This window comes from Bradyrhizobium frederickii (assembly GCF_004570865.1).
GTDB classification, from domain to species: Bacteria; Pseudomonadota; Alphaproteobacteria; order Rhizobiales; family Xanthobacteraceae; genus Bradyrhizobium; species Bradyrhizobium frederickii.
On the sequence record NZ_SPQS01000035.1, the window covers coordinates 27,305 to 45,064 of the forward strand.

Here is a 17,760-nt window from a genome sequence, read left to right on the forward strand (position 1 = left end):
GAAAGTCGTGGGCACGCTACGCTTTGCCCACCCTACGATTGCCGTGCTCTGGCGCGCTCTGCTCCCACAACATCATTGCTTCGTCGCAGAGCTCCTCGCAATGACGGCTGTGGCGGCTACTTCGCCGCTTCCGCAGCCATGACCGGGCGCACCGGATCGCCTTCACGCAGCAGCGCGCCGGCGCGGGCGACGACGACATCGCCTTCGTTGAGGCCGTCGCGGACCTCAATATTGCCGCCCGACATCAAGCCGACCTCGACACGCTTGGTCTCGACGCGGTTGCGGCGGATCACCTGCACCACGGTGCCGGCGGAGGAATATTGCACTGATGTCAGGGGCACCGCGACGTTGCAGCTCTGCCCGGTCTTGATCAGCGCGCGCCCGCTCGCCTTCAGCAGCAGGCGCTTCTGCGAGGAGATGCCGATATAGACCATGCCCTGCTGGATGTTGGGCTCGATGGTCGGGCCGATGCGGCGCACCTTGCCGTCGATGTCGCCGCTGCCTGCGATCCGCACCGACGCCGGCTGATTGACGGCGAGCTTGCGCATATCGGAGGTCGCCACGAGGCCGACGAGATCGTATTCGCTGCGCGCCACGATCGTGAACAGCGCCTCGCCCTTGGCCGAGGCGAAATTGCCGATCTGGGCGGTCGATGTCGCGATCACGCCCGCCACGGGCGCGGTGACCTGCAGCGTGCCGCCCTCGGGCAGCGCCAGCCGCGCCAGCACCTGGCCGGCGGTGGTGGTGTCGCCGGCTTCCGCCAGCACGTCCGTGACCTTCAGGCCCGGACGCTCCGGCCGCACCGAGGTCTCCTCCCGCGCGATGATCGTGCCGGTGGCCTCGACGATGTCGGAGAAGCAGGATTTTGCGACCTTCAGCACCGTGACCGCCGGCCCCTTGGGCGCCTCGTCATCGGCGGCTCTGGCCGGAAATGAACCGAGGACCAGCGCGCCGGCGACGGCTGCGGGACACAGGCTTCGAACAACGGCACGGGGCAAATGACGCATCGGAAATTCCACGGGTTCTATGCCTCCAATCGATAGCAGATGGCCGGGTCGCGGACTACGGCAGCGTTGTCCCCCAAAAGGAGGCCACGCCGCCGCGGGCCGCCGCAGCAAGTCCTTGATTAGTCGCAGGAATGGAGAACAGGTTCGCTTCCTGCGGGCGGCGCCCCGCGGCCGGCGCTACTCCCAAAGTGCGACTCCGGCGGCCTTCTCACAGACCAGAGCCGCCTGTATGGGATTGGGATCGGGATAACGCGGTAATGCCGCCGCACAGCGCATGGTTCAGGTGGGATGCAACGGTTCGTTTGCGAGCAGAATATCGCTCATTTCGAGCGGCTGCTCCATGAAGCGACCGATCTGACGGTCCAGAACACCGTGCGGGGGCTGCTGGCATCGGCGAAGCGCCAATTGGCGCTGCTGAGTTCGGCGGAGTCCGGCGCCGATACGGCGCCGTTCGAACAGCGGCGGCGGCAGCACGGCGACGCCGATACGATCCGGCGGCAATTCCAGCCCGAATTCGATGCCTCGCCGCATCCTTATATGCTGCTGGACCCCGGGCCGGGCCTCGTGATCATCGACATCAACGACGCCTATGCCGCGGCGACCTTGACCGACCGGGACGAAATCGCCGGCCGGTCGCTGTTCGAGATATTTCCCGATAATCCCGACGATCCGCTCGCCGATGGCGTCAGCAATCTCTACAGCAGCTTGAAGATCGTCGGCGAGACCGGCCGGGCGCACGCCATGGCGGTCCAGCGCTACGACATTCGGGATCCCGGCGGCGTCTTCGTCGAGCGCCATTGGCAGCCGATCAATTCGCCGATCCACGATGCGGCGGGCCGTCTGCTCTACCTGCTGCACCACGTTGAAGACGTCACGGCGCAGGTCGCGGCCCGGCCGTAAACGGCCCGTCAGCCGCGGCGCTGGCCCAGCAGCTTGCCGCTGGCCCGGTCGATCAAATGCAGCCGCGTGCAGGCCGGACAGGACACCGATTCATGCGTGCGGTCGGTCGGCTCGTCGGCGAGCCGATGCTGCACGTTCATGCCCGTCTGCGGGCATTTGAAGACGATATGACGGTCCATGGCCGATGATATGACGACAAGGCGCGCTCTCCGAAATTACGGATGATTACGTAGGTCGGTCGTGGCGCCCCTCACGGCGGAGGGTGATCGTATGCGCCTGCACGGGAGGTCGTCATGCCCGGGACAAGCCCGGCCATGACGATGGGGAATTATCGTGCTCGAAAGTGCAGGGCTCGAAACGATTGCCCTGCTCACGGCAGGGTTACGAATTCCACCCAGTTCGGCTTCTTGCCGGTGGGATAGGAGTTCAGCTTGGCCAGCGCGCCGCTGCTCTGGTCGATCGCGTAGACCGTCATGCTGTCGGAGAGCTCGCCGACCGCGGCGAGGTAGCGGCCGGAGGGATCGATGTGGAAGCCACGCGGCTGCTTCTCGGTCGGCACGCTGCCGATCGTGGTCAGCTTGCCGCTGGCCGCGTCGACCTTGTAGGCGGTCAGCGTGCTCGTCCTGCGTTCGGAGGCGTAGAGGAAGCGGCCGTCCGGGGTGATGTGGATGTCGGCGGCCCAGGGCTTCTTGTCAGGCTCTTTGCCGGAAAAACCCTCCGGCAGCGCGGTGATGCGCTGGATCTCGTCCCAGGCGCCGCTCTTGGCCTCGTAGGCGAACGCAGCGACGTCGCCGTTCAGCTCGTGGACGAGATAGACGAACCTGCCATTGGGGTGGAACACGAAGTGCCGTGGCCCTGATTTCTCCGGCACCTTGCGGGCCGGCGGATCGCTCGGCGTCAGCGTGCCGGTCGCGGCGTCGAACGCGAAGGCCAGCACCTGGTCGGAGCCGAGATTGGTCGCGAACGCGAAGCGGTTGTCGGGCGAGGGCAGGAAGGCGTGCGCGTTCAGCCCGGTCGGGATCACCTGCTTCGGCTCGCCGGCGACGCCGTTTGCAACAAGCGGATTCAGCGCGACCTTGTTGCCGCCATAGGAGGCGCTGAACAGGAACCTGCCGCTGCGGTCGACGGCGATATTGGCCATGCTGTCGGCCAGCGGCCCGCTGCCGACAGGGCTGAGCTGGCCCGTTTTGGGATCGATCGCGAAGCTCACGGCGAGGTATGGCTGCGAGCGGACACCGGCAATCAGCACGCGGCGATCGGGCGTGATCGCGAGCGGCGTCGAGGAGCCGGGCTTGTCGACGCCCTTGAAGGCGGCCGTCTGCAGCGGAATCATCTCGCCGCTCTCGGCCATCTTGAACACGCTGATGTCGTTGCTGTCGGCGTTGCCGACATAGGTGTAGGTTTCGGCCATGCCGGCGCGGACTCCAGAAAAGAGAGTGAGGGAAGCGAACAGGGTGACGGCGATCGCAGCGCGGGGCGCCGTGGCTGCGCTGCCTCGGGGCGGTCTCGACATGGGCTCCTCCTGAAGGCCGCATCGCGGCCTTGTCCTTTTGCCCAGGAGGATAGCGGGCGGCGCACCGCCGCACCAAATTCGAATTGGAATTGATCGATGCCGAAATCGTATCGGTCGCCGCGGGATGCAAAGTGCGGCCATCCCATGGGATCGCTCGCAGCCAAATTGGCCGGCACCATGCGAACCAAAGCCGCGCCAGCGCATTGAACCCGCATGCCACGTGAAAACGATCTCGAAGGTAAGCCCGACATGGGTGGCAAGCATGGCGGCCAGGCCGGCCTCCCCAAGTCGCCGCCGCGTCCGCGCGACGGCGAGCGCGATGAGGACGTCGTGGCAAAGCGCCACACCGGCCAAACCGATCATGTGTCGCCGCCGACCAAATCTAAATAGTGGCCAACATAGCGCCGGTGGCCGCACCGCACCCCGCCTTGGGAAGAGCAGCCCTCGGCTTGTCGCGATCCCGATGCCGCGGACGGCGATCGAAAATGGAGGCTGGCTCGTGTTTTGGATCTATTGGAACACCGCCTGGTCGCTGATCATCAGCGGCATCTGGGTCGCCACCATCGTCAGCCATCCCGACGCCGAGTTCGTCGAGATCCGCGCGGCCAAACAGAAGCTCTAGGCCCGCGCTATCCTCAAAGCGCAAGGTCGGCCATCTCCGGGCGGAATCGTCCTCCATGCACGCGCGCGCCACGGCGCAGGCGAAAGGCTGCCTGCGATGGGTGTGATGCAATGTCCGTTTTTGGGACGACGGCTTCGATCGTGCCGCCGGCACCGCCGGCTGAAGGCAATTGAAGGGTCCCAGGAACGACTCTTTTAATCTTCGTCCGATAAAGCTGGCCCCATCTGGCGGCCGCATTGTCATACGTCATCCCGCCGGTCGCTCCCGTTGCCGCCCTGGTCGATCGCCGTCCATGACCCACCCCATTGCCCCCGACGCGTCGAAGCACGCCGATCGCATCGCCTGGCTCGCGATCGGGTCCACGGCCGGTGTCGTGCTGATCGCGGCAATGCTGGGGCCGTTCCGGATCGAATGGATTTCGTTCTGGAAACCTGCGCTCGTCGGCGTCCTGCTCATAACGATGAGCTGGTTCTACACGGCCGTCCGAAAGGACGCGGCCCTCGCCGGCGCGTTGATCGCGGCGGCCCAGCTCATTGCATTTGCAGCGGTGGCCGCCCCTCTGTCCTATGTCGCGGCGAGCGCGGCATTGCCATTGTGGGACAATGAGCTCGCCGCACTGGACCGGCGCCTCGGCTTCGACTGGATGTCGTGGCTCGACGCCATGAACGCCGCGCCGCTTCTGCATCGGACGCTGGCGTTTGCCTATGCGAGCTTTGCCTTGCAAGCGACCGCTATCGTTCTCGTGCTGGCCGCCGCGGGGCATGGCCTGCGATTGCGCGTCTTCATGCTGAGCTTCGTGCTGACGACCCTTGTGACGATCGGCGTGTCGACCTTGATGCCGGCGCAGGGCGTCTGGGGTTATCTGCATCTGTCGTCGGTGAACTCTCCGGCGATCGTGCCGGTGACGCGGGATCTGCCGCTTCCCGTATTCTTCGGATTGCGCGACGGAACCATCCGCCAGCTGGTCGCCGAGGGCGCCGACGGCATCATCAGCTTCCCGAGCCTGCATGCCGCGCTCGGATTGCTGTTCCTGTTGGCGCTGTGGCCGGTGAAGTATATCGGCGGAATCGCCGCCCTGCTCAATGTCGCGATGATCGCGGCGACGCCGGTGGATGGAAGCCACTATTTCTGCGACGTCATCGCCGGCCTGGCGATTGCGCTGTTGAGCTGGGTCGCCGTGCAACGCGCGCTCGCCCGCTTGGCGGGTGAACGCATGCAGCCTGCCGGGCCCGTCGAAGCCGACGCCGTATTCGCCCGCGTTCCGAAATAATCGCGTTCGCTAAAGCATGATCCGGACAAGTGCGCAGGTTTTCCGCAGAGATCATGCTTGAACAACAACCTGAAGCGCGATGACGCATTCATCCTGATCGCATCGCGCTTTTAGGCCGCTGCCGCCTGCGCCGCCAGCAACTGCTTCAGTTTTGTCGCCGGGACCGCCGGGCTGAACAGCCAGCCCTGCATCTGGCTGCAGCCGAGCTGGCGCAGCACCTCGCGCTGGGCTTCGGTCTCGACGCCTTCGGCGGTCGTCGCCATGCGGCGGGCGGCGGCCATGTGCACCACGGCCTGCACGATCGGCGAGGAATCCTCGGGTTCGCCGATGTCGTTGATGAAGCTGCGGTCGATCTTGATCTTGTCGAACGGGAAGCGGTGCAGATAGCTCAGCGATGAATAGCCGGTGCCGAAATCGTCGAGCGCGATGCGCACGCCGAGCTCGCGCAGCTGCTGCAGGATCGTCAGCGCCTCCTCGTCGTCGCGGATCAGGACCGTCTCGGTGATCTCGAGCTCGAGCCGTCCGGGCGCAAGGCCTGACTCGGCGAGGGCGGCGGCGACCTTGAGCGCCAGCGTCCGCGAGCGGAACTGCACCGGCGAGACGTTGACGGCGATGTGGATCTGGCCGGGCCAGGAGGCGGCCTCGAGGCAGGCCTGCCGCAAGACCCACTCGCCGATCTCGCCGATCAGCCCGGTGTCTTCCGCGACGGGAATGAAGTCCGCCGGCGAGATCATGCCGCGCTGCGGATGGCGCCAGCGCAACAGCGCCTCGCAGCCGGTCACGACATTGGCCGCGAGGTCGACCAGCGGCTGGTAGTGCACCTCGAACTCGCGGCGGAGCAGGGCCTGACGCAGATCGAGCTCGAGCTGACGGCGCTGCTTCGCCTTGGCGTCGTATTCGGGCGCGAAGATCCGGTAGGTGCGGCGTCCCTCCGACTTCGCTGCGTACATGGCAAGATCGGCGCACTTGAGCAGGTCGTCGAGATTGTCGCCATGGTCGGGCGCGATCGCGATGCCGATGCTGGCGTCGGTCGGGATCTCCTGGCCCTTGCAATCCACCGGGGCGCGCAACGCCGCAAGGATGTTCTCCGCCAGCGCCGTCAGCTCGGCCTGATCGCTGGTGCCGGCCTTGACGATGGCGAACTCGTCGCCGCCGAGCCGCGCGACCAGGTCGTTGCCGCCGACGCAGGCGCGCAGCCGGTTGGCGACCTGGCGCAGCAGCTCGTCGCCGACCTCGTGTCCGAGCGAATCGTTGACGCCCTTGAACTCGTCGACGTCGATATAGAGGATGGCGAACGGCTTGCCCTCGCCGAGCTCGGCAACGCGCCGCTCCAGATGCCCGCGCATCAGCACGCGGTTGGGCAGGTCGGTCAGCGCGTCGTAATGCGCCATATGCGCGATGCGCTCGTCGGCGCGGATGCGGTCGGTGACGTCCTCATGGGTCGCGAGCCAGCCGCCGGCGGCGGCAGGCTGGTTCTTGATCTCGATCAGGCGGCCGTCGGCGGTTTCCACGATGGCGCACTGGGTGCGGCCGACATTGCTCAGGACGTCGTCGCAATAGGATTCGACGTCGCCATGGAACGAGCCGGTGTCATGGCGATGCTGGATGACGTCGCGGAACCAGACGCCGGGCTTCACCGCGTCGGTCGACAAGCCGTACATCTCGATGTAGCGCCGGTTGCAGACGATCAGCCGCTCGTGCCGGTCGAACATCAGGAGCCCCTGCGTCATGGTGTTCATCGCGGTGTCGAGCCGCTGCTTCTCCAGCGAAAGCCGGTGCGTCACCTGGCGGAAGATCAGGAACAGCGTGAGCACCAGGAGGCTGATCGACAGCACGGCGATGGTGACGAAGAATTTCGTCTGCGTGCGCCAGGTCGCGAGCGCCGCGTCCAGCGACTTGGTCGCGACCACGACCAGCGGCACGCCGGCGAGCAGCCGCGAGGCGACGATGCGGTCCTTGCCGTCGATCGGGCTTGCGAGCTGCGTGGAGACGAAGGTGCGCTGGAACACCGCCATCTGCTCCGGCGTGCCCTTGCGAAAGTTCTGCCCGATCATCGCATCGACGCGCGGGATGCGCGCGAGCAATTGGCCGTTCTGGTGATGCATGGCGATCGAGGATTCCTCGCCGAGCCCGACCGAGGCGAAGAAGGATTCGAGCTGCTCGGGCGCGATCGCGCGCGCGACGATGCCGAGGAATTGGCCGTGCGGCCCGGACACGCGCCGCGCCAGCACGATGGCCGGTCCGCCGCCGAGCCTCCCCTGCACGACCTCGATCTCCTCCTGCGCGGCCGGATCGTTCTTGAGGCGGCGGAAATAGCCGCGGTCGGCGACGGAGATGTCGGCGACCGGCCATTGCCGCGACGAGTTGATCAGCATGCCCCCGGAATCGAACAGATTGGCGCCGGCGACGTCGGCCCAGCCGCTAGCTTTCGCGCGCAGCACCTCATGCACGGCCAGCGTGCCCATCTCGCTGCGGAACACATCGGCGGATTCGATGCCGCGACTCTCGAGTTCGGCGATGATGCTCTTCTGCAGCACCGCAAAGTCGTCGAACTCGCGGTCGAAATGCCGGGCCAGCAGGCGCACGGAGCTTTCCAGGTGGTCGCGGCCGCTTTCGATCGCATTCTGCCGGAAGCGGTCGACGGTGAGCGCGGTGCCGATCGCCATCGCGGCCATCAGCACGAAGCCGCCGACGATCAGCCACGTCAGCGGGGCTCCCTGCCAACGGCGAAGCAACGCGCGTAGTCGCGCGGTCCATCGGATCGATGCGCCCATCCAGCCCTCCCGTGGGATGCAAGATGCGGCAAAACCGACAAGACCCCGTTACCAGCAAGGGTTAGGGAAATATGAATCGGAGCGGAGTCAGTGGGGTTGGTTTCTAGCGAAAGCGACCGCTGATCGAGACCCACATGGCGCCGCGACGGAAGTATGTTCCCTCCCCCCTCGTGGGGGAGGGCTAGGGAGAGGGGTGGCTCAGGAAAAGGTGCCAATTATTGACGACGCATTCATTGTGGCGAGCGACGGAAGGGGTCCCCGCGTGGCCCCCCCTCCCTGACCCTCCCCCGCAAGGGGGGAGGGAACGGAGAGAGCACCGTTGCGGCATTCACCGCTTGATCTCCCATCTCAGCGCTTCCGCATTGCCCTTGGCGAACAATTTGGGCACGTCGAATTTGCCGGTCGTGAGATCATAACGGCATTTCCAATCCGCCAATCCCTTCACCGCGACGTTCTTCGGATGCTTGTCCATTTCGCCCGACAGCGAGATCACGAGATAGCGGCTGTTGGGCCAGTCGACGCCGAGCCAGCGATAGGCCTCCTCGGTGCCTTTCACGAGATTGGCCGAGATGTGGTAGTCGAGCTTCATCTTGTGGGTGTCGGGCCGGCTGTGGAAATAGGCCCAGGCGAGATCGCCGAGGGATTGCTTGGTGGCGCTGACGAAGGCGCCGTTCTCTACATGGTAGAGAAAGAGGTCCTGCGCGCCGGAGCCGGTTTTCTGCATCCGCACCAGCCATTGCGAGTCGCTGGTGAAGCGGAAGCCGGCCGGATAATCCTGCTCCGGCTTCAGCTCCGTCATCTGCTCGCCGCGCCGCGCCCAGACCTGCCATTTAATGTCCCAGTCGCCATTGTCCTTCATGTACTGCTCGAGCCTCGTGGCGCCGTCGGGCGAGGTGAAGGCGAGGTCGGCGTCGTCGGTGAGGGTGAAGCCGGGCGGCGGGCCGGAGGCCGCCAGCGCGGGGGCGGCGGCGAGCGTCAGGGCGAGCGCCAGCCATCGCGCGGTGCGAATGGATGCGGTCACGGGAAAATCCTACAATAGAGCCGCGGCGCGGCCTCGCTGATTTGACGCCGAGGGGGCGGCGCCGGTTCATCCGCGGCGCGTGCGAACGACCGGCGATCATCCCTTCGACCGGCTTGCTGCCGCAGCCAAATCGGCGCACCCTGCCGGCCTCGGTTGATTTGCCATCCAAGGTTTTTCCGATGATCACCGCATCCAAGGCCTTCATTGCTTTCTGCCTGCTCGCGCTGGTCGGCACGGTGCTGGTGATCGGCCCGACCGAGCTGCGCCGCCTGCTGCCGGACGACGGGACCAAGACCGCAATCGCCGCCAAGCCGGAAGCCAAGCCGGAAGCCAAGGTCGAACCCAAAGTCGAGGCCAAGGTCGACCTCAAGCCCGAGCCGAAACCGGAACAGCCCAAACCGGATCAGCCAAAGCTGGCTGCCGTCACGCCGCCCGGCCCTGAACCTGCGCCGGCGCCGGCCCTCGCACCGAAGGCGGCCCCGCTGGCCGAGACGGCGAAGCAGGCCGCGGCGCTGCCCGATCTCGCGCCGGTCAAGCCGCCGGCGGCCGCCGACACCGGGCCCCGTTTCGACGTCGCCCGTGTCGATGATCACGGCGAGGCGGCGGTGATCGCGGGCCAGGCCGCGCCGGGTGCCAAGGTCGAGCTGCTGCGCGACGGCAAGCCGCTCGATACGGTGATCGCCGACGCCTCGGGCCAGTTCGTGATGACCCCGCCCCGGCTTCCCGCCGGCTCCTATGAATTGACGCTGCGGGCCAGGGCGCCGGATGGCACGGTCACGCAGTCCGGCCGGACCATGCCGGTGACCATCGCCGAGGCGGCGCCGCCGCCCGCGCGCCCGGCACCTGTGGCGAGGCAAGAGACCAAGCCGGAGATCAAGCCGGAGCCGAAGCAGGCCGAGAAGGTCGATGACAAATCGGACGTCGTGGCCGCGCTGCCGTCGGCCTCGCCGCGTCTGGCGTCGGTGCCCGACAGGCAAGCGGCCCGGCCGAAACCCCGGGCCATGGCGCGGGTGCCCGCGGCCACAACCGTGGCATCGGCCTCGCCGGCGGATGTGCTTCACGCTGTACCGGAGGCCGGCGGCAGCCGGGTGATCTCCCGCGGCGACAGCCTGTGGGCGCTGAGCCGGCTCGCCTATGGCGACGGCGCCCGCTATGCCGTCATCTTCAAGGCCAACCGAGACAAGATCAACAACCCCAATCTGATCTATCCCGGCCAGACTTTCGTGCTGCCGCAAAAGCCGGAGTGAGGGCGGTTCTTCTCGTCCTTCTGCGAGCTAGGCCTCCGAGAGTGCTTCCCTGCGGCTATCCTTCGAGACGCCCGCCTTTGGCGGGCCCTCAGGATGAGGACAGAGTGTGTGGCGCCAATTTCCACGGACACCGATGGTGCTTAGCCTCATCCTGAGGAGCTTGCGCAGCAAGCGTCTCGAAGGACGAGGCGCGCGCGCAGGCCGCTGCCAAGGCGTCATTGTGCAGGCCCCGACATAGGACACCGCGACGCTTTGCCCTGTCTCTCCCCGGAACAATCGGTTCCCTCGCGCGTCATGTCCCCTGTGACGCAGTGCGCGCGTGGGCAGCTGGGAGGAGGCCGAATTGGTCAGGTCGGCGGTCATGTCGGGACGCATGGGACTGGCGCTGACCGGCGCGACCCTCCTGATTGCGGCCGTGCTGCTGCCTGAGAGAGCCGAGGCGCAATTCGGAATCCGCGGCGGCCCGCTCGGCGTTGCGCGTTTCGCCGTCGGCCACATGATCGGCATGTCGCGGCTGCCCCATTCCCGCATGGCGGTGCGGGGCGGCCGCTACCGCTCCGCTGCCTTGCGATCGCAGGACCCGCGCGGCGCCGAGCGCGGCCAGCCTGCCAATCCTTACGTCCTCCGCGCGGCGCTCACGGCGCAGGCCGCGCTTGCGGGCTGGCAGGGCGGCCGCCGCCCGCAAGGATGGTGGCGCCATCCCGACGGCAGCTATGGCTGGACCGGCCCGGTGTTCTGGCCGTTCGCGCATGACGACCTCACCAATGCAATCATCCTCGGCGATGCCACCAGCCTCTCGCTCTACGGCTATGGCGACATCTATGCCGCGATCTTCGCGCCCTATGCGGCGACCGAGCTCGCGGCCTACACGGCGCCACAAGGCCGGCGCGGCCGACGCGTGCCGACCGCCGAGACCCTCTGCGAGGCCAGCGACACCGGCGGCCTGCCGGTCGACCGCATCGCTGCGGCCGTGGCACCCAATGAATTGCAGCGCACCGCGCTCGACGAGCTCGCATCCGCCTGGACCAATGCGCGCGACATTATTCGCGCGGCCTGCCCGGCGCAGGCGCCGGCCGCGGCACCCGAGCGCCTCGCCCTGATGCGCGAGCGCCTCGAGGCCATGATCAAGGCCATCGACGCGGTCACGGCGCCGCTGTCGAAGTTCACAGATCTGCTCGACGACGAACAGAAGGCCCGGCTCAATGCGCTCGCCAATGAGCGCCGCGCCGCGCTGGCGTCGATGCAGCGCAAGGACACGAGCAAGGACACGAACAAGGATGCGCAGGCGGCCGCCTGCGATGCCGACAGCGATCCCCGCTATGACGAAAAGCTGCAGCGTCAATACGAGCAGCTGGTGCAGCAGCAATGGCCCGCAAACGACATCGCCGCCACGCTGCGCCTCGACGAGACCGCCCGCGCCCGCTTCGAGGTGCTCCAAGACACCGCCCTGCGCACCATGCAGACGCTCAGCGCCTGCCCGGCGGTGTCAGCGGCAACGCCGCAAGCCCGCCTCACCGCCGCCAAGGCGCGGCTGGAGACGATGCTGCAGGCCGTGAGCGGCGTCACCGACGCGCTCGATGATTTCGAGGCGGATCTGAGCGACGAGCAGAAGGCGGGCTTCGAGGCGATCGGGCCGAAGCGGGGGGCGTGATCACCCGCACGCCCAGTCAAACTTCATCTGCTTGAAATCGAGCTGCGCATTGCCCGTGCCGAAATTGTAACCGCCGAAATATTCCTCGAACTCGATGTAGAACGGGCTCATCTCCGGCACGGCCTGGCACGGCCGCATGGTGCCGCCGAGATGGATGTGGGCGTGGTCCTTGGCCCACTCGTGCAGGCGGTAATTCTCGGGACTCGGGGCACCCACAAAGTAGTAGTAGGGCTGATAGTCGCTCGGCGGGTTGCGCGGGAAGTGCGGGTCCTGCGGAGGCTTGCCGGCGTTGGGATCGGTCGCCCGCGGCTTCAAGGCAATTCCGAGGTTCTCTGTCAGATCGGCGCGCGGAGGGCCCGCGAACATTTTCTGCGCAAAGGGCGGGGCGGCCCCGTAGAAGGCGCTGGCGCCGCCGACATCGAGCCAGCGCGGCCGATCGGCCGTCGCCAGCGCAAGCGGCGCCGGCGGCGTCGCCAACGCGCCTTCGTACTCGCTCTTGGTCAGCAACAGCGCAGCATATTCGTAGTCGAGGATGTCGGTCATCCGCGACAGACGGGGATGCGACGGCCGCGCCATCACGGCCTCGCGGATCTCGGGGGCATCGATCGCGCCGCCGTCAGTGTGATCGGCCGGAGTGGCGAAGAACGACAATGCGACGATGTCCTTGCCATGCACGCGATAGTCTTCTGGCAGCAGAAGCGTAAAACCGTGCATCAGCGGATATCCGGTGACGGGATCGAGCGGCCATTGCTCGCTCGCGATGCCCGGCGGCAGCCCAAAGACCCAGCCCTGGTCGCGGGCGCGGTCGACGGGACGGTCCAGCATCTGCAGATCATAAGCACGCGAAGGCAAGGCAAACGCCACAGGCCGTCTCCCATCGAAGCCGCCTCGCCGTTGAGGCGAGGGTTAGTCGCGGGGAGCAGGGATGTGGTTCGGTGGGCGAGGGGCCCAATGGCTGCGCCGATGATCCGCGACGACCGCGCCTCAATCTCCGCTGTCGTCCCGGCGAACGCCGGGACCCATAACCACAGGGAGCAGTTTGGTGAAGGTTAGGTGTTCGGTACTTCTACGTCCCGCTACCGATAGATCACGCGGTATGGGTCCCGACGTTCGCCGGGACGACCCCTGGGGAGGGTACACTTTCCCCATAGCGCCCATCGTCGAGCGGATCGACGCCACCAAGTCACCGGGTTTGCTGTAAAGCTCGCCGTGTGCGTTGTCACGCCGCCGAGGTCGGCGGACGCGCCCGTTCGATCCGCTTGCGGTCGCGCGCTGAGTGCATCGGCTCCCACAGATCGGTTCGCCGCTGCACGTTCAGCCAGAAGTCCGGGCTGTTGCCGAACACGCGGGCGAGAATCAGCGCGGTCGCCGCGGTGACGTTGCGGCGGTCGTTGCAGAGTTCGTTGACGTGCTTGCGCTGCACGCCCATGGCCTCGGCCAGCGCGCTCTGGGTCAGGCCCATCGGCTTCATGAATTCCTCGGTGAGGATTTCGCCCGGTGTCGCCGGTTCGCGTTTCGTCATCGTCCGGGTCATGTTCCCTTCTTGCGTGTAGCCGCAACGTTTCGGTTGCGGATTGGTAACGTATATGATACCATATGATCCGGATAAGAATATGTTTCAGAAGGACGTAGTCATTTTCGGCGCTGGTTCGATGGTCTCGATGCCCAGGCGGCCTCCGGCGTGACTGTCGCTCTGGAGCGGTTGGCCGACGGCAACGTGTCGAACGTCAAATCGATCGGCGAGGGCGTCGCCGAACTGAAGATCAATCGTGGCCCCGGCTATCGCGTGTATTTCGGCTGGGACGGAAACACGCTGGTGATCCTTCTGGGTGGCGGCACCAAGCGAAGGCAGAGCAAGGATATCGAGGTCGCGCTTGGCCGTTGGCGGGACTACAAGGCGCGCAAGCGCGGCAAAGGGTGACGATCATGGCGTTGACGCGGGATTTTCGTGACACGGTACGGAAGCGAGCGGAGCGCGATCCGGCGTTTCGCAAGGCGCTGTTTCGGGATGCGGTGCAGGCTCTGCTCGCCGGAAACACCAGTGACGGTCGCGCCACCCTGCGCGCCTATATCAATGCAACCATTGGCTTCGAGCGGTTGAGCGAGGTGCTCGGGCGGCCGGAGAAGAGCCTGATGCGCATGTTCGGTCCCGATGGCAATCCGACCGCCGAGAACCTGCTTGGGGTCATCAGCGCGCTGCAAACGGAGACCGGCGTGCATCTCGAGATTCGCGCCGTCGCGGGTGCGGCCTGACGGCGCGGCCAATGTCCAACTTCGCCTTCCTCGCCGCTGAGTTCAACGCCATTCACGAGGCGGCGCTGAGGAGGCCGCGATGAAGGTGTTCAAATGGGATGACGATCTGGCTGTGGTTCTTCCCCAGGAGCTGATCGACGGACTTGCACTCAAAGACGGTGACGAAATCGAAATCGTTGCCACTGGTGGAAGCGCGACAACCGCCGAAACCAAGGACCCGGGCGACCGTCCGCGCGAGAATCCGACGCGTTGAATTGTGGCTTCCATCGTCCATTCCCTACTTTGCCGCTCTGCCGGCGTTTGTCCGAGTATCAACGCATACGGTCCGCTCAAGCCTCAGTCTGCCAGAATTCGTGTCCTCTAACCGATTGATCCGGCTGGCCCCGTCTACTGTGCATGGGGTTGTTTTTTAAATTCCGTGTCCGGGCCGCAGCCGGCCACATTCGAATAATCAAAATTTCTCTTTACCCGAACCGCGACACACCCTATAGTCCGCTCCAACTCATCCCATGGTAAGGGACGGATCGCGATCGTCAGGGTTCGTGGGGTGAGGGGCGGTGGACGCGGGCGGCGTTGGCGCCAGATGCGGTCGCAGGGCGGGTAGTCCCCGTGAGTGGTCAGCGGGCGCGTGTACGACGGCGCTGCATGCGTACGGCAAAATCGTGTGGTCGTGACGCCCGAATCTCCGGCGTCAAGTCTTGCGGCGTTGCGCGGGTCCAACCGGACGGCGCATCCGATGAAAGCTGCAAGGCGACGGTGGCAAAGGGACCGACTCACCGGCGAGAGCGCGACATAAGCCGTTTCAACCATCGCGCAGGGAAGGCCGGGCATTCGGCCACACCTGTTTCTCCCCTGTGAGCGACCTATTACGCACTCACGCACAGGGGTCTTGCGGGTGCCAGCCGGTGCCCGGCCTTCCCTGCGCCCTTCCATGTCGAAGGGTCGCAAGACCTACGCAAAACCCGGGCGCCATGTGCCGCGGGATCGCGACATGCTGCCGGCGAACGAACAAGCAATGACGCAGGCGGGGAGATTATCCCCGTCGCCGCACCACTGATGCATCCACCACGTTCTCCGCCTCATCGTTCCAGCTCAGGATCTCCATCGCCAGCACCGGGTGATTGAAACCCTTGAGCTGGAGATCGTCGAGCGCGCGGGCCTCGACCCAGGGCTCGACCATGCCGTAGACGCGGCGGCTGACCACGATCTGGTTGGGCTTGGCTTCGCCGCACAGGCGCGAGGCGAGGTTGGTGACGCTGCCGATCGCGGCATATTCCAGCCGCTGCTCGAAGCCGACCTGGCCGAGCGTGGCATAGCCGAGCGCGATGCCGATGCCGAAGCCCAGGCTATGGCCGCGGTTGCGCCAGCGCTCGGTCAAGGGGCCGATGGTGTCGCGCATCTCCACCGCCATCTTCACGGCGCGCCTGGTGTGGTCTTCGAACTGGATCGGTGCGTTGAACAGGATCATCACGCCGTCGCCGGCATATTTGTCGAGCGTGCCCTCGTATTTGAAGATCAGCCCGCCGAGCGCGGCGTGATATTCGCGCAGCACGTTCATCGCCTCTTCCGGCTCGGTGGCTTCCGTGAACGCGGTGAAGCCGCGCAAATCGCAGAACACCACCGTCACCTCGCGGCGCTGGCTGGTGAGCAGCCCTTCCGGGCTGTCGGAGGAGGCGATCAGCTGCGCCACCTGCGGCGCCAGGAAGCGCTCGAGCTTGCGGATGCGCTCGATCTCGCCAAGCTGGGTCTTGACGCGCTCCTCCAGCGACTTGTTCCAGTCCTTGAGCTGCTCGGTCTGCATCCGCAGCTTGTCGGCTTGGGCGCGCACGGTCTCGTTCGCGGCCTCGAGCTCGCGGCCCTTGTGGTCGACCTCGGTGAACAGGCGCGCATTGCGCATCGCCAGCACGGCCTGGTTGGCGAAGGTGCGCATCAGGCCGATCAGGCTGGGAGCGAACTCGCCACCGCCGCGGCGCAGCACCACCAGCGAGCCGAGCGTGCCCTGCTGGTCGACCAGCGGCACCACCAGCACCGAGTGGAAGCCGGCCGCGAGCGCGACCTCGCGCAGCGGCTGCTCGGTGGCCTCGTCGAGATCGGCCAGCGCGATCGGCTCGCCGCTGCTGGCGGCATCGCTCAGGATGTTGTCGCCTTCGTCGATGGTGACATGCGCGCCGTCGGCGGATCGGTCGATGCCGCCGGCCTCGACCAGGTTGAAGCGGCGCCGCTCGGCGTCGAAGCCGTAGATCAGCACCGCATCGGCATGGGTGATCTCGATCGCGCGCGCGGCGATCGTCGGCAGGACGGCGTCGAGATCGAGCGAGGCGGCGAGCGCGCGGCCGACCTCCTCCAGCACCTTCAGCTCGTTGATCGACTGCGCCAGATCGCGGGTGCGCTCCTCGACCTTGGTCTCCAGGTTCGAATAGGTCTCCTGGATCTGGTCGGCCATGCGGTTGAACTGGCTGGCGAGGTCTTCAAGCTCGTCCGAGGTGTGCACGTCGATGCGGTGGCTGAAATCGCCTTCGCCGAGCTTGTGGGCGCCGTCGCGCAGCGCCGTGATCGGGATGATCATGCGGCGGGCGAGCAGCGTGCCGGCGAGGATCGCGACCATCAGGCCCATTCCGATCAGCAGCGCGATGCGCACCAGCTGGTCGCGGATCGGCATCAGGGCCTGCGTGGTCGGCTGCTCGAACAGCACGCTCCAGCCGAGCTTCGGCACGGTGCTCGCGGCGCTCATCACCGCATGGCCGTTGAAGTCGGTGCCGGACGTGTCGGCCGCGTGGCCGGGCGCGATCGCGGCCGCGACCTGCGGCAGCTTCGACAGATCCTTGCCGACCTCGGGCCCCTTCGACGATGTCGCCAGCACGCGCCCGCGCGGATCGACCACATAGGCAAAGGCGGCCTTGCCGACCTGCGCGTCGGACAGGAAGTCGGAGAGAAAGCTGAGGTCGATCTCGGCCACGGTGACGCCGGCATTGAAGCCGGAATGCGCCACCGAGATCGACATCAAGGGCGTGCCGTCGGCGAACCAGGCCGGCGCGTAGCTGACGCCGCGGGCGACCGTCTCGGTGAAGCGGATGTCGCGGGAGAGGTCGGCGTTGCTGCCGGTCGTGGTCGACTGGCGCGAGACGCGCAGCACCTCGCGGCCCTCGCCGTTGAGCTGGAACAGCTGGTTGACGACCGCGACCTGGTGCAGCAGCGAGGCATAGTCGGCGCGGCGCTTCTCGAGCGTGTCCTGGCTCGCCCGCGTCACCCAGCTGATCTGGCGGTCGAGCTCCGAGATCGACTGCTCGATGCGCCGGGCCGCGCTTTGCGCCTTGTCCTCCAGGCCGTCGGTCAGCTGGGTCCTGGTTGCGCGGTAGGAGATCCAGGTCTCCATCGCGCCGTTGACCGCGAGGACGAACACGACGAGGCCGACGAGGGAGACGACATATTTGGCGAACAGGCCCCCGCGCAGAGATCGTGTCTTGTCGTTCGCTCCCGCCATCCCGATCCTCTTGCGCCGCCA

General features: G+C 66.4%; 16 protein-coding genes and 1 pseudogene. 9 read left to right on the plus strand and 8 right to left on the minus strand.

Annotation, left to right across the window (positions count from 1 at the left end; all coding sequences use genetic code 11):
- Nucleotides 1-116 precede the first annotated feature (116 nt).
- The gene (locus E4K64_RS35470; RefSeq protein ID WP_167772426.1) at nt 117-1,007 is read right to left on the minus strand and encodes an efflux RND transporter periplasmic adaptor subunit; all 891 of its coding nucleotides are present in this window, start codon (nt 1,005-1,007) and stop codon (nt 117-119) included.
- A 288-nt stretch (nt 1,008-1,295) separates the two neighbouring features.
- Here E4K64_RS35470 and E4K64_RS35475 point away from each other — a divergent pair, with 288 nt between their 5' ends.
- Nucleotides 1,296-1,907 carry a PAS domain-containing protein gene (locus E4K64_RS35475; protein ID WP_135167422.1) on the plus strand — a complete coding sequence of 204 codons (612 nt, stop codon included), beginning with the start codon at nt 1,296-1,298 and terminating at the stop codon, nt 1,905-1,907.
- An 8-nt stretch (nt 1,908-1,915) separates the two neighbouring features.
- Here the strand turns inward: E4K64_RS35475 and E4K64_RS41675 are convergent, their stop codons facing one another.
- Nucleotides 1,916-2,047, minus strand: a complete 132-nt coding sequence (locus tag E4K64_RS41675) for a hypothetical protein (RefSeq protein ID WP_283812352.1) — start codon at nt 2,045-2,047, stop codon at nt 1,916-1,918.
- Between the two features lie 230 nt (nt 2,048-2,277).
- Entirely contained in the window at nt 2,278-3,420 is a 1,143-nt protein-coding gene (locus E4K64_RS35480; protein WP_135167423.1) for a lactonase family protein, read from the minus strand.
- 213 nt (nt 3,421-3,633) lie between these two features.
- Here E4K64_RS35480 and E4K64_RS40720 point away from each other — a divergent pair, with 213 nt between their 5' ends.
- The 3 genes from E4K64_RS40720 to E4K64_RS35485 all read left to right on the plus strand — a co-directional run bounded on the left by E4K64_RS40720 (nt 3,634) and on the right by E4K64_RS35485 (nt 5,312).
- Complete coding sequence (locus E4K64_RS40720; RefSeq protein ID WP_164718949.1) at nt 3,634-3,810, plus strand: hypothetical protein; 177 nt, start codon at nt 3,634-3,636, stop codon at nt 3,808-3,810.
- 109 nt (nt 3,811-3,919) lie between these two features.
- On the plus strand, nt 3,920-4,042 hold the full coding sequence (locus E4K64_RS41680; RefSeq protein WP_283812351.1) for a hypothetical protein: 123 nt from the start codon (nt 3,920-3,922) through the stop codon (nt 4,040-4,042).
- A 292-nt stretch (nt 4,043-4,334) separates the two neighbouring features.
- The gene (locus tag E4K64_RS35485) at nt 4,335-5,312 is read left to right on the plus strand and encodes a phosphatase PAP2 family protein (RefSeq protein WP_135167424.1); all 978 of its coding nucleotides are present in this window, start codon (nt 4,335-4,337) and stop codon (nt 5,310-5,312) included.
- A 110-nt stretch (nt 5,313-5,422) separates the two neighbouring features.
- Here E4K64_RS35485 and E4K64_RS35490 read toward each other — a convergent pair whose 3' ends face one another.
- Nucleotides 5,423-8,086 carry a bifunctional diguanylate cyclase/phosphodiesterase gene (locus E4K64_RS35490; protein ID WP_135167425.1) on the minus strand — a complete coding sequence of 888 codons (2,664 nt, stop codon included), beginning with the start codon at nt 8,084-8,086 and terminating at the stop codon, nt 5,423-5,425.
- Nucleotides 8,087-8,414: 328 nt separating this feature from the next.
- Complete coding sequence (locus E4K64_RS35495; protein ID WP_135167426.1) at nt 8,415-9,107, minus strand: hypothetical protein; 693 nt, start codon at nt 9,105-9,107, stop codon at nt 8,415-8,417.
- 179 nt (nt 9,108-9,286) lie between these two features.
- Here E4K64_RS35495 and E4K64_RS35500 point away from each other — a divergent pair, with 179 nt between their 5' ends.
- Nucleotides 9,287-10,354 (plus strand): LysM peptidoglycan-binding domain-containing protein, encoded by a 1,068-nt coding sequence (locus tag E4K64_RS35500; RefSeq protein WP_135167427.1) that lies wholly within the window; start codon nt 9,287-9,289, stop codon nt 10,352-10,354.
- A gap of 361 nt (nt 10,355-10,715) precedes the next feature.
- Nucleotides 10,716-12,005 (plus strand): Spy/CpxP family protein refolding chaperone, encoded by a 1,290-nt coding sequence (locus E4K64_RS35505; RefSeq protein ID WP_135167428.1) that lies wholly within the window; start codon nt 10,716-10,718, stop codon nt 12,003-12,005.
- On the opposite strand, the gene E4K64_RS35510 is transcribed toward E4K64_RS35505, so the two are convergent.
- Nucleotides 12,006-12,830 carry a hypothetical protein gene (locus E4K64_RS35510; protein ID WP_235884891.1) on the minus strand — a complete coding sequence of 275 codons (825 nt, stop codon included), beginning with the start codon at nt 12,828-12,830 and terminating at the stop codon, nt 12,006-12,008.
- Between the two features lie 394 nt (nt 12,831-13,224).
- Complete coding sequence (locus E4K64_RS35515; protein ID WP_135167430.1) at nt 13,225-13,527, minus strand: HigA family addiction module antitoxin; 303 nt, start codon at nt 13,525-13,527, stop codon at nt 13,225-13,227.
- A gap of 102 nt (nt 13,528-13,629) precedes the next feature.
- Here E4K64_RS35515 and E4K64_RS35520 point away from each other — a divergent pair.
- From E4K64_RS35520 to E4K64_RS35530, 3 genes and pseudogenes are all read left to right on the plus strand, one after another.
- Nucleotides 13,630-13,926 (plus strand): annotated as a pseudogene (locus tag E4K64_RS35520) (type II toxin-antitoxin system RelE/ParE family toxin); the annotation flags it as partial.
- Between the two features lie 5 nt (nt 13,927-13,931).
- Nucleotides 13,932-14,258, plus strand: a complete 327-nt coding sequence (locus tag E4K64_RS35525; RefSeq protein WP_135167441.1) for a transcriptional regulator — start codon at nt 13,932-13,934, stop codon at nt 14,256-14,258.
- 79 nt (nt 14,259-14,337) lie between these two features.
- On the plus strand, nt 14,338-14,511 hold the full coding sequence (locus E4K64_RS35530) for an AbrB/MazE/SpoVT family DNA-binding domain-containing protein (RefSeq protein ID WP_135167431.1): 174 nt from the start codon (nt 14,338-14,340) through the stop codon (nt 14,509-14,511).
- 780 nt (nt 14,512-15,291) lie between these two features.
- Here the strand turns inward: E4K64_RS35530 and E4K64_RS35535 are convergent.
- Nucleotides 15,292-17,739 carry an adenylate/guanylate cyclase domain-containing protein gene (locus E4K64_RS35535; RefSeq protein WP_135167432.1) on the minus strand — a complete coding sequence of 816 codons (2,448 nt, stop codon included), beginning with the start codon at nt 17,737-17,739 and terminating at the stop codon, nt 15,292-15,294.
- Nucleotides 17,740-17,760 lie beyond the last annotated feature (21 nt).

What these genes read in the sequence shown, in the direction of transcription:
- E4K64_RS35480 (WP_135167423.1), bottom strand. Translation starts at nt 3,420, where the DNA reads ATGTCGAGACCGCCCCGAGGCAGCGCAGCCACGGCGCCCCGCGCTGCG.
- E4K64_RS35470 (WP_167772426.1), bottom strand. Translation starts at nt 1,007, where the DNA reads ATGCGTCATTTGCCCCGTGCCGTTGTTCGAAGCCTGTGTCCCGCAGCC.
- E4K64_RS40720 (WP_164718949.1), top strand. Translation starts at nt 3,634, where the DNA reads ATGCCACGTGAAAACGATCTCGAAGGTAAGCCCGACATGGGTGGCAAG.
- E4K64_RS35515 (WP_135167430.1), bottom strand. Translation starts at nt 13,527, where the DNA reads ATGACGAAACGCGAACCGGCGACACCGGGCGAAATCCTCACCGAGGAA.
- E4K64_RS35485 (WP_135167424.1), top strand. Translation starts at nt 4,335, where the DNA reads ATGACCCACCCCATTGCCCCCGACGCGTCGAAGCACGCCGATCGCATC.
- E4K64_RS35475 (WP_135167422.1), top strand. Translation starts at nt 1,296, where the DNA reads ATGCAACGGTTCGTTTGCGAGCAGAATATCGCTCATTTCGAGCGGCTG.
- E4K64_RS41675 (WP_283812352.1), bottom strand. Translation starts at nt 2,047, where the DNA reads ATGAACGTGCAGCATCGGCTCGCCGACGAGCCGACCGACCGCACGCAT.
- E4K64_RS35490 (WP_135167425.1), bottom strand. Translation starts at nt 8,086, where the DNA reads ATGGGCGCATCGATCCGATGGACCGCGCGACTACGCGCGTTGCTTCGC.
- E4K64_RS35510 (WP_235884891.1), bottom strand. Translation starts at nt 12,830, where the DNA reads ATGCTGGACCGTCCCGTCGACCGCGCCCGCGACCAGGGCTGGGTCTTT.
- E4K64_RS35500 (WP_135167427.1), top strand. Translation starts at nt 9,287, where the DNA reads ATGATCACCGCATCCAAGGCCTTCATTGCTTTCTGCCTGCTCGCGCTG.
- E4K64_RS35505 (WP_135167428.1), top strand. Translation starts at nt 10,716, where the DNA reads ATGTCGGGACGCATGGGACTGGCGCTGACCGGCGCGACCCTCCTGATT.
- E4K64_RS35530 (WP_135167431.1), top strand. Translation starts at nt 14,338, where the DNA reads ATGAAGGTGTTCAAATGGGATGACGATCTGGCTGTGGTTCTTCCCCAG.
- E4K64_RS35535 (WP_135167432.1), bottom strand. Translation starts at nt 17,739, where the DNA reads ATGGCGGGAGCGAACGACAAGACACGATCTCTGCGCGGGGGCCTGTTC.
- E4K64_RS35525 (WP_135167441.1), top strand. Translation starts at nt 13,932, where the DNA reads ATGGCGTTGACGCGGGATTTTCGTGACACGGTACGGAAGCGAGCGGAG.